The organism is Micromonospora sp. CMU55-4, from assembly GCF_011602315.1.
GTDB classification, from domain to species: Bacteria; Actinomycetota; Actinomycetes; order Mycobacteriales; family Micromonosporaceae; genus Micromonospora; species Micromonospora chalcea.
On sequence record NZ_JAAOLH010000008.1, the window covers coordinates 252,380 to 263,082 of the forward strand.

Below are 10,703 nucleotides of genomic sequence, written 5' to 3' on the forward strand. Positions count from 1 at the left end.
GTACGGTGAGCGCCGAAATCCGAACCGGGAGCGCGATTGGACCGCACCTTCCAGGTGGACCTCCGTGGCGTGGTCGACCTGCTCAGTCACCACCTGTACGGCAGCCCGCGCGTCTACGTGCGCGAGCTGCTCCAGAACGCCGTCGACGCGATCACCGCGCGCCGGTCCACCGAGCCGAACGCCCCGGCCCGGGTACGCATCGAGCCGCCCGAGCTGACCGGCGACGGCACCCTGCGCGTGCACGACACCGGCATCGGCCTGACCGAGGCGCAGGTGCACGAGCTGCTCGCCACCATCGGCCGCAGCTCCAAACGCGACGAGCTGGGCTTCTCCCGGCACGAGTTCCTCGGCCAGTTCGGCATCGGGCTGCTCTCCTGCTTCCTGGTCGCCGACGAGATCCGGGTGGTCACCCGGCACGCCGACGAGCCCACGGTGCTCTGGACGGGCTGGTCCGACGGCCGGTACGCGGTGCGGCTCGCCGAGCCGGAGCAGGCCCGCGACGAGCCCGGCACCACAGTGACGCTGGTGCCCCGGCGCGACGCCGACCAGTGGCTCGGCGTACCCACCGTCACCGAGCTGGCCCGCCTCTACGGCAGCCTGCTGCCGGTCGACGTCCGGGTCGGCGACATGTCGACCACCTCCGGGCCGCCGCCGTGGCCCACCACGCCCACCACGCCCGTCGACCGCGCCGGGCTCCAGCGGTACGCGCAGGAGCTGCTCGGGTTCGTCCCGTTCGACGTGGTGCCGCTTTCGGTGCCTGAGGCCGGCCTCACCGGAGTGGCGTTCATCCTGCCCGCCGCGGTGAACCCGGCCGCCCGCGCCGGGCACCGGGTCTACCTCAAGCGGATGCTGCTCAGCGAGCACGCCGACGGGCTGCTGCCCGAGTGGGCCTTCTTCGCCCACTGCGTGGTCGACGCGAGCGAGCTGCGCCCGACCGCGAGCCGCGAGGCGCTCTACGAGGACGCGCTGCTCACCTCCGTCCGGGAGGCGCTCGGCGACCAGATCCGGGGCTGGCTGGTGCGGCTGGCCAAGCACGACCCGCGCCGGCTCGGCGAGTTCCTCCAGGTGCACCACCTCGGCGTCAAGGCGCTCGCGATGCACGACGACGAGATGCTGCGGCTGGTCGACCAGTGGTGGCCGATGGACACCAACGTCGGCACGATGACGCTCGCCGAGTTCCGGCAGCGCCACGGCGTGCTCCGGTACGCCGCCGGCCTGGACGAGTTCCGCCAGCTCGCCGCCGTGGCCGCCGCGCAGGACCTGGCGGTGGTGAACGGCGGCTACACGTACGACACCGAGCTGATCGAGCGATTGCCCACAGTGGATCGATCGGTGCTCATCGAACGACTGGAGCCCAGCGACCTCACCACCCGGTTCGAGATCCTCGACCCGGCGACCGAGCTGGCCCTGCGGCCGTTCCTGACCGGCGCGCAGCGGGCGCTGGAACGGCTCGGCTGCGAGGTCGTCATCCGGGCGTACGACCCGGTCTCGCTGCCCGCGCTCTACCTGGTGTCCCGCTCGGCCGCGTTCCACGACCAGCTCGCCGCCAGCCGGGACAAGGCCGACGAGCTGTGGGGCGGAGTGCTCGACGCGCTCGCCGCCTCCGCCCCGCCGGACCGCCCGCAACTCGTGCTCAACCACCGCAACCCGCTGGTCCGCCGGGTGACCACGCTCGCCGACCCGGAGCTGGTCGGGCTGGCCGTCGAGGCGCTCTACGGGCAGGCCCTGCTGCTCGGGCACCACCCGATCCGGGCGGCCGACGCCGCGCTGCTGAACAGTTCCTTCCTCGGCCTGCTCGGCCGGGCCGTACCGGGAGTGACCCGTGACTGACGACGACCTCTGGCGCATGCACCACGAGATCGAGACCATGCCGTACGGCCCGGGGCAGATCGCCGCGCTGGAACAACTGCTGCGCCGCGCCGACGCGGGCGACGACCGGCACCTCGCCTTCGCCGCCCGGGTCACCGGCACCACCGCGTACGTCTACGGCGGCGAACCGGCGAAGTCGTTCGTCACGTTCTCCTGGTGCCTGTCCGAGTACGACAAGGATCCGCAGCCCTACCACCAGGGCTACACGCACCAGCTGCTCTGGGCCTTCAAGTACATGGTCAACGCCATGGTGAAGTTCCCGGAGCTGCCGCTGGACCGGACGTACGCGGTGCTCGACGACATGGAGCGGCGCTACCGCGACGCCGGGCACTCGTTGCAGGCGGTCCACAAGCACCGCTACCTGGTCGCCGCGCACGTGGGCGATGAGGACGCGGCGGAGCAGTGGTACCGCAAGTGGATGACCACGCCCCGCGACACGCTCTCCGACTGCGCCGGCTGCGACCCGACCACGCAGGTCGCGCACCTGGTCCGGCTGGGCCGGCACGAGGAGGCGGTGGCCCTCGCCGAGCCGGTGCTCGCCGGCCGGCTGACCTGCAGCGAGCAGCCGCAGGGGATCCTCACCGCGCTGCTCACGCCCTACCGCGAGACCGGCCGGGGCGACGCCGCGCGGGACGCGCACCGGGAGGCGTACCGGCGGCTGCGCGGGCACCTGGCCAACCTGTGGGACGTCGCCGAGCACATCGAGTTCTGCACCGCGACCGGCAACGAGGCCCGCGCGCTGGAGCTGGTCGAGCGGCACCTGGACTGGCTGGACCGGGCACCCACCCCGGCCGCCGCGATGCACTTCGCGGCCGCCGCGTCGGCAGCGCTGCGTCAGGTGCCGGCCGAGCTGACTGTGCACCGTCGCGCCTCCGGTGACCGGCCGGCCGCCGACGTGCCGGTGGGCGCGCTCGCCGACGAGCTGGCCGGTACGGCCACCGGGCTGGCCGGGCGCTTCGACGCGCGTAACGGCACCACGCACCAGTCCGCGTTGATCGCCCGGAAGCTGGTGGCCGGGCCGGAGGGCGAGCACCTGCCGCTCTCCGCCAGCGTGCGCCGCCCGGTGGTGCCCGCGCCGCGTACCGCGCCGGACGACCGGGCGACGACCGAGCCGCCGGTCAGCGTGCCCGCCGACGCCGGCGCCGACGAGCTGCTGGCGCTGGCCGAGGAGTGCTGGCGCACCAACTGCCGGGAGGGGCTGGGCACCGTACTGCGCGCGTACGACGAGCGGTACGGCGACGCCGACCTGCCGCCGGCCACCCGGGCGTGGCGGCTGGAGCTGCGGGCGGGCGAGTTGTCCCAGGAGGACGACGACGGCGTGGCGGTGGCGACCGCTGTCAACCGGGAGGCGCTGGCCGCGTGGCGGGAGGTGCCGGACCCGCTGCGGGCGCAGGTGGTGGCCGGGCGGCTCGGTGTGCTGCTGAGCATGACCGAGGAGAGCGCGGACGAGGGGCTGACGCTGGCCCGGGAGTCGGCCGCGTACCTGGCCGCGCACGGCGAACCGCGGGATCGGGCCGCCGGTTGGGACCGGCTCGCGCTCGCCCACGTGCACCGGGAGCGGTGGGCGGAGGCGCTCGACGCGCTCGACCGCGCCGACGCGGAGGCGGACGCCGATCCGTGGCTGGCCGGGCGGGTCGCGCTGCACCGCACGCACGTGCTGGAGCAGTTGGAGCGGGCCGAGGAGTTCCGGGACGCGGCGGCACGGTCCCGCCGGCTGGCCGGCGAGCTGGGCGACGCCGAGATGCTGACCAGCGCCTGCCTGGCGTACGCCCGCTCCACCGACGATCCGGCCGACGCGGTGGCCGCCTGCGACGAGGCGCTGACTGTCGCCCCGGCCGGCGCCCACCTGCCGCTGCGGGTGACCCGGGGCCGGGCGTTGCTGGCCGCCGACCGGGCCGGCGAGGCGGTGGACGATCTGGCCGAGGCGGTCACGCTCTGCGTCGAGCAGGGGCTGGAGGGCGACGCGCTGCTGCGCTGGGAGCTGGCCGAGGCGTACCGGATGGCCGGCCGGCTGGCCGAGGCCGCCGAGGTGGCCGAGGAGGCGGTGCTCGGGCTGGACCGGGCCGGCGCGCAGGCGGAGGCGGACCGGTGCCGGCACATGCTGTCGGGGATCTACGCGGGGCTCGGTGAGACGGATCTGGCGCTCGCGGTGCTCGACACGTTGGCGGAGAACCTGGACGGGCCGGACAATCTTCCCCGCCGGGCGCAGGTGCTGGAGGAGTCCGGCGGCCTGCTCTACGACGCCGACCGGGACGCGCTGGCCGCGCAGCGGTTCGCGGCGGCGGCCAGCGCGTGGCGGCTGGCCGGATTCCAGGTGGACGAGTTGCGGGCCCGGCGGCGGGAACTCCTCGCCCTGCACTGGTCCGGTGACCTGCCGGCCGCGGTGGCCGCGATCGAGGGGGTGGACGCCGCGGCGGCCGCGGTCTCCGGTCAGCCCGACGAGCCGCCCGTGGTCACGTACGAGCGGGCGATGGCCGCCGACGCGGTCGCCCGGGTGCTGATCGGCGAGGACCGGCTCACCGCCGCGCTGGACCGGCTGGAGGGTGTGCCGGGGCGGCTCCGGTCGATCGAGGCGTTCGGCGAGGCGGCGCAGGTCGAGGTGCTGACCGGCGAGCTGCTGCTGCGCGACGGCCGGCCGGAGCAGGCCGAAGGGCTGCTGCGTCCGGTGCTGGGTGGTCTGCCCACCGGCTCCCGGCCCGCCGCGCATGCCGCCTGGCTGCTGGCCCGCGCGCTCGACGACCAGGGCCGGCCGGCCGAGGCGGCGACGGTCCGCGCCGAGCACGGCATCGAGGAGGACTGAGGCGACTGCCGGGTAACCGCGGCTGCTCTAGATCGACGCCGAGGTCTAGGCTGATCCGGTGGCGGTGGAACAGCAGGCACGGGGGACGGCGGGCACGGCCCGGCGCCGGTCCCGGCGGGACGAGATCCTGGAGATCGCGGTCGGCCTCTTCGCGGCGCGCGGCTACCACGGCGTGTCGATGGACGACATCGGCGCGGCGGCCGGTGTCACCGGGCCGGCTCTCTACCACCACTTCGCCGGCAAGGAGGCGATGCTCGTCGCCGCACTGGTGCCGGTCAGCGAGGGGCTGCTCGCGGGCGGGCGGGAGCGGGCCGCCGGGCACCCGGACGACCCGCGTGGCGCGCTGGAGTCGCTGATCGACTTCCACGTCGAGTTCGCGCTGGCCAACCCGGCGGTGATCGCCCTGCACCTGCACGAGCTGGACCGCCTTCCGGACGAGCCGCGCCGGCGCATCCGCCGGCTTCAACGGATGTACGTCGAGGAGTGGGTGACGGTGCTGACCGCGCTGCACCCCGGCCTGCCGGACGGCGCGGCCCGGGTGCTCGCCCACGCGGCGTTCGGCCTGATGAACTCGACGCCGTTCCTCGGTGGCGAGGTCGATCGCCGGCGCCGGGCCGAGCTGCTGCGCGGCGCGACGCTCGCGGCCCTGCTCGCGCCCACCGACCCGACCTGACACGCCGCCCGGACCTTAACGCATGTTAAGAAGAGACCCCGGCTTTGCGTCGAGAAGGGGTCACGTCCGTGCAGAAGATGATCGAATCGTTGTTGGTCGCCAACCGGGGGGAGATCGCGCGCCGGATCATCCGTACCGGCAGGCGGCTCGGGATCCGGACGATCGCTGTGCACTCGGAGGCCGACGGCGCGCTGCCGTTCGTGACCGAGGCCGATGAGGCGGTCTGCGTCGGCCCGGCGAACCCGGCGCAGAGCTACCGGAACGTCGAGGCGATCCTCGAGGCCGCCCGCAGCACCGGCGCGCAGGCGATCCACCCCGGCTACGGCTTCCTGTCCGAGAACGCGGACTTCGCCCGTACCGTCGAGGGGTCGGGCCTGATCTGGGTCGGACCCGGCGCGGACGCGATCACCGCGATGGGCGACAAGATCAACGCCCGCAACCTGATGGCGGCGGCCGGGGTGCCGGTCGCGCCCGGCACCACCGAGCCGGCGGCCGACCTGGACGCGGCGGTCGCGGCGGCCGCGGAGATCGGCTACCCGGTGATGGTCAAGGCCGCCGCCGGTGGCGGTGGCATGGGCATGGGCGTGGCCGCCGACGAGGCGGCGCTGCGCACCGAGTACGACAAGGTCCGCGCGTTCGCGGAGCGGATGTTCGGCGACGGCTCGGTGCTGATCGAGCGGTACTTCCCCCGGGTACGCCATGTCGAGGTGCAGATCCTCGGCCTGGCCGACGGCCGGGTGGTGGCGCTCGGCGAGCGGGAGTGCTCGGTGCAGCGGCGCAACCAGAAGCTGGTCGAGGAGTCGCCGTCCCCGGCGGTCTCGCCGGAGCTGCGCGAGCGCTTCCTGGCCGCCGCGGTACGGGCCGGCGAGGCGGTGAACTACCGCAACGCGGGCACCGTGGAATGTCTGCTCGATCCTTCGACGCAGGAGTTCTTCTTCCTGGAGATGAACACGCGGCTGCAGGTCGAGCACCCGGTCACCGAGTACGTCTACGGCGTCGACCTGGTCGAGGAACAGCTCCGGGTGGCGGCCGGGCTGGCACCGACGTTCGACCCGGACGCGCTCGCCCCGCGCGGCCACGCCATCGAGCTGCGGATCAACGCCGAGGACCCGAAGCGTTTCCTGCCCGGTCCGGGCGCGATCACCACCTGGAACGAGCCGGCCGGCGCCGGCGTACGGGTGGACTCCGGCTACGTCGCCGGCAACACGGTCACGCCGTTCTACGACAGCCTGATGGCCAAGCTGATCGTCAGCGGGGACACCCGCGAGGAGGCGGTCGAGCGGGCCCGGGCGGCGGTCGCCCAGTTCGAGATCGCCGGCCCGAAGTGCAACCTGCCGTTCTTCGCCGAGCTGCTGGAGAACCCGGAGTTCCTCTCCGGCGACTACGACACCGGCATCGTCTCCCGGATGCGCTGACCTTCGACCCGAACGAGGTGAACCTGATGGCGGAACTCCCCGACTCCGTGAGCATCCGTGAGGTCGGTCCCCGGGACGGCCTCCAGAACGAGGAGCCGATCCCCACCGACGCGAAGGTGCGGATGCTCGACGCGCTGTCCCGTACCGGGGTGCGGCGCATCGAGGCCGTCTCCTTCGTCCACCCCCGGGCGATCCCGCAGATGGCCGACGCCGACGAGGTGTGGCAGCGGGCGGAGAAGGCCGACGGGGTGCGCTACTCCGCGTTGGTGCCGAACACCCGGGGCGCGCAGCGGGCGCTGGCCGCCGGCTTCACCGAGATCGAGGTGGTGGTCTCGGCCAGCGACACGCACAACCGCCGTAACGTCAACCGCTCCACCGACGAGTCGCTGGACGACATCGCCGAGCTGATCGACCTGCTGCACGGCGCGGGCGCGACCGCCGAGGTGATCGTGGCGACCAGCTTCGGCTGCCCCTACGAGGGCGACGTGGACCCCCGCCGGGTCGCCGCGATCGTGGACCGGGTCGCCCGCGACGGCGCCGACCGCGTCGCCTTCGGCGACACCACAGGCATGGGTACGCCCCGACGCGTCCGCGAGCTGGTCACGGCGGTGCGGGACCGCAACGCCCACCTGCCGGTGCTGCTGCACTTCCACAACACCCGGGGTACCGCGCTGGCGAACATGCTCACCGCGATGGAGCTGGGCGTCACCGAGTTCGACGCCAGCGTGGGCGGCCTCGGCGGCTGCCCGTACGCGCCGGGCGCCAGCGGCAACCTGGCCACCGAGGAGGCGGTGCACATGCTGCACGACATGGGCATCGACACCGGCATCGACCTGGACGCCCTGATCGCTGCCGCCGAGCTGGCCGAGACCCTGGTGGGCAAGAAACTCCCGTCCGGCGTCCTCCGGGCCGGCCCCCGTACCCGCCTGACCCCCCTCCCCTCCTGATCGTTTCGCGCGTTGATCAAGGAGTTTGTGTCCTCATTCGGTCGCGCGGAGGACGCAAACTCCTTGATCACGGGAGTGGATGGGTGGGGGTGCGAGGAGCGGGTCGCCGGAGAGGGCGGCGGTGGGGTAGCCTAACGATCGTTCAGGTCGGTGGCGCCCTGCGCGGGCGGTGGCAACGGGAGTCGGCGTGACGCTCGACGGTGAGGCACTGGAGCAGCTGCGCAAGCGCGCCCGCGCCGGTGGTGCGGACAAGTACCACGCGGCGAACGCCGCGAAGGGCAAGCTGTTCGCCCGGGAGCGGGTGGCGTACCTGGTCGACGAGGGCTCCTTCGTCGAGGACGGGCTCTACGCCAACGCGATGGCCGACGGGCTGCCCGCCGACGGCGTCGTCACCGGCACCGCGACCATCGACGGCCGCCAGGTCTGCCTGATGGCGAACGACTCCACGGTCAAGGCCGGCAGCTGGGGCGCGCGTACCGTCGAGAAGATCATCCGGATCATCGAGCGGGCGTACGCGACCGGCGTGCCGATGGTCTACCTGGTCGACTCGGCCGGGGCCCGGATCACCGACCAGGTCGACCTGTTCCCCGGTCGGCGCGGCGCCGGGAAGATCTTCTGGAACCAGGTCCGCGCCTCCGGCTCGATCCCGCAGGTGTGCGCGCTGTTCGGGCCGAGCGCGGCGGGCGGGGCGTACATCCCGGCGTTCTGCGACGTGGTCGCCATGGTGGACGGCAACGCCAGCATGTACCTCGGCTCCGACCGGATGGTCGAGATGGTCACCGGCGAGAAGACCACGCTGGAGGCGATGGGCGGCGCCAAGGTGCACTGCGCCGAGTCCGGCGTCGGTCACTTCCTCTGCAAGACCGAGAACGACGCGCTCGACGTGGTACGGACCTACCTGTCGTACCTGCCGTCGAACTGGAAGCAGGACCCGCCCGCCGCCGAAGCGGTGGACGCGCCGGAGAAGGCCGACCTGGCCGCGCTGGTGCCGGCCAGCGAGCGGCAGGCGTTCGACATGCGCCGGTACGTCAAGGGTCTGCTCGACTCCGGCAGCTTCTTCGAGATCCAGGCGCTGTGGGCCAAGGAGCTGACCATCGGGTTCGGCCGGCTGAACGGCGAGGTCGTCGGCGTGGTCGGCAACAACTCGATGTTCAAGGGCGGCGTGCTCTTCGTCGACTCGGCCGACAAGGCGACCCGGTTCGTGCAGCTCTGCGACGCGTTCAACGTGCCGCTGCTGTTCCTGTCCGACGTGCCCGGCTTCATGGTCGGCAGCGCGGTGGAGAAGCAGGGGATCATCAGGCACGGTGCGAAGATGATCACGGCGATCTCCGAGGCGACCGTACCCAAGATCTGTGTGGTGGTCCGCAAGGCGTACGGCGCGGGTCTCTACGCGATGGCCGGCCCCGGCTTCGAGCCGGACGCCACGATCGCGCTGCCCACCGCGAAGATCGCGGTGATGGGCGCGGAGGCCGCCGTCAACGCGGTCTACGCCAACAAGATCGCCGCCATCTCCGACGAGGCCGAGCGGGCCGCGTTCGTGGCCGCGAAGCGCGAGGAGTACGAGCGCGACATCGACGTGGTCCGCCTCGCCAGCGAGCTGGTGGTGGACGCGATCGTCGAGCCGCACGAGCTGCGCGCCGAGCTGGTACGCCGGTTCGCCGCCGCGCGCGGCAAGGAGCGGCACTTCTCCCGGCGCCGCCACGGCGTCACCCCCGTCTGACCCGGTAAGGAAGGGCCCCCTCTTAACGCCTGGTGCATGTAAAGGGGCCCCTCCTAACGCTTCAGCCGCTCACGGCGTCACGAGCGCCCGGCGGCCCGCCCTTTCCAGGAGGATCGATATGGACTTCCGGCTCGACGAGGAGCAGCAGGCGCTGCGGGAGAGCGTCCGGGAATTCGCCCGCGAGGTGGTCGCGCCCACCATCGCCGAGCACTACGAGCAGCACACCTTCCCGTACGAGATCGTCCGTCAGATGGGCAAGATGGGCCTGTTCGGGCTGCCGTTCGCGGAGGAGCACGGCGGTATGGGCGGCGACTACTTCGCGCTCTGCCTGGCCCTGGAGGAGCTGGCCCGGGTCGACTCCAGCGTGGCGATCACGCTGGAGGCCGCGGTGTCGCTCGGCGCGATGCCGATCTACCGGTTCGGCACCGAGGAGCAGAAGGCGCAGTGGTTGCCGAAGCTGCTCAGCGGTGAGGCGCTGGCCGGGTTCGGGCTCACCGAGCCGGGCACCGGGTCGGACGCGGGCGGCACCCGGACGCGGGCGGTCCTGGACGGCGACGAGTGGGTGATCAACGGCTCGAAGGCGTTCATCACCAACTCCGGCACCGACATCACCGCGCTGGTCACCGTCACCGCAGTCACCGGTACGCGGCCGGACGGCGGCAAGGAGCTGTCCACGATCATCGTGCCGTCCGGTACGCCCGGCTTCACCGTCGCGCCCGGCTACTCGAAGGTTGGCTGGACCGCGTCGGACACGCACGAGCTGACGTTCGACGACTGCCGGGTGCCGGCGGCCAACCTGCTCGGCGAGCGCGGCCGGGGCTTCGCCCAGTTCCTGCGCATCCTGGACGAGGGCCGGATCGCCATCGCGGCGCTCGCCGTCGGCCTGGCCCAGGGCTGCGTGGACGAGTCGATCAAGTACGCCAAGGAGCGCCAGGCGTTCGGTCAGCCGATCGGCAACTACCAGGCCATCCAGTTCAAGATCGCGGACATGGAGATGAAGGCGCACACCGCCCGGCTGGCCTACTACGACGCCGCCGCGCGGATGCTCGCCGGTGAGCCGTTCAAGCGCCAGGCGGCGATCGCCAAGCTGCACGCGAGCACCGTCGCGGTGGACAACGCCCGCGAGGCGACGCAGATCCACGGCGGGTACGGCTTCATGAACGAGTACCCGGTGGCCCGCTTCTGGCGCGATTCCAAGATCCTGGAGATCGGTGAGGGCACCAGCGAGGTGCAGCGCATGATCATCGCCCGCGACCTCGGCATGTGAGAGGCGCACTCG

The 10,703-nt window shown here is 72.8% G+C and carries 7 protein-coding genes; all 7 read left to right on the forward strand.

Features of this window, described 5'->3' with window-relative positions:
• Positions 1-36 precede the first annotated feature (36 nt).
• The 7 genes from HA073_RS16745 to HA073_RS16775 all read left to right on the forward strand — a co-directional run bounded on the left by HA073_RS16745 (position 37) and on the right by HA073_RS16775 (position 10,691).
• Positions 37-1,830 carry an HSP90 family protein gene (locus HA073_RS16745; RefSeq protein ID WP_166456825.1) on the forward strand — a complete coding sequence of 598 codons (1,794 nt, stop codon included), beginning with the start codon at positions 37-39 and terminating at the stop codon, positions 1,828-1,830.
• The gene (locus HA073_RS16750) at positions 1,823-4,669 is read left to right on the forward strand and encodes a hypothetical protein (RefSeq protein WP_043327637.1); all 2,847 of its coding nucleotides are present in this window, start codon (positions 1,823-1,825) and stop codon (positions 4,667-4,669) included. Before HA073_RS16745 ends, HA073_RS16750 begins: the two co-directional genes overlap by 8 nt.
• 58 nt (positions 4,670-4,727) lie before the next feature.
• Positions 4,728-5,342 (forward strand): TetR/AcrR family transcriptional regulator, encoded by a 615-nt coding sequence (locus tag HA073_RS16755; RefSeq protein ID WP_043327636.1) that lies wholly within the window; start codon positions 4,728-4,730, stop codon positions 5,340-5,342.
• A gap of 77 nt (positions 5,343-5,419) precedes the next feature.
• Positions 5,420-6,757: an acetyl/propionyl/methylcrotonyl-CoA carboxylase subunit alpha gene (locus tag HA073_RS16760; protein WP_043330792.1), complete on the forward strand. Its 1,338-nt coding sequence runs from the start codon at positions 5,420-5,422 to the stop codon at positions 6,755-6,757.
• Positions 6,758-6,783: 26 nt separating this feature from the next.
• On the forward strand, positions 6,784-7,704 hold the full coding sequence (locus HA073_RS16765; RefSeq protein ID WP_166456826.1) for a hydroxymethylglutaryl-CoA lyase: 921 nt from the start codon (positions 6,784-6,786) through the stop codon (positions 7,702-7,704).
• Positions 7,705-7,891: 187 nt separating this feature from the next.
• Positions 7,892-9,424: an acyl-CoA carboxylase subunit beta gene (locus tag HA073_RS16770; RefSeq protein ID WP_064448130.1), complete on the forward strand. Its 1,533-nt coding sequence runs from the start codon at positions 7,892-7,894 to the stop codon at positions 9,422-9,424.
• A gap of 118 nt (positions 9,425-9,542) precedes the next feature.
• Positions 9,543-10,691 carry an acyl-CoA dehydrogenase family protein gene (locus HA073_RS16775; RefSeq protein ID WP_043327634.1) on the forward strand — a complete coding sequence of 383 codons (1,149 nt, stop codon included), beginning with the start codon at positions 9,543-9,545 and terminating at the stop codon, positions 10,689-10,691.
• The last annotated feature ends 12 nt before the right edge of the window (positions 10,692-10,703 follow it).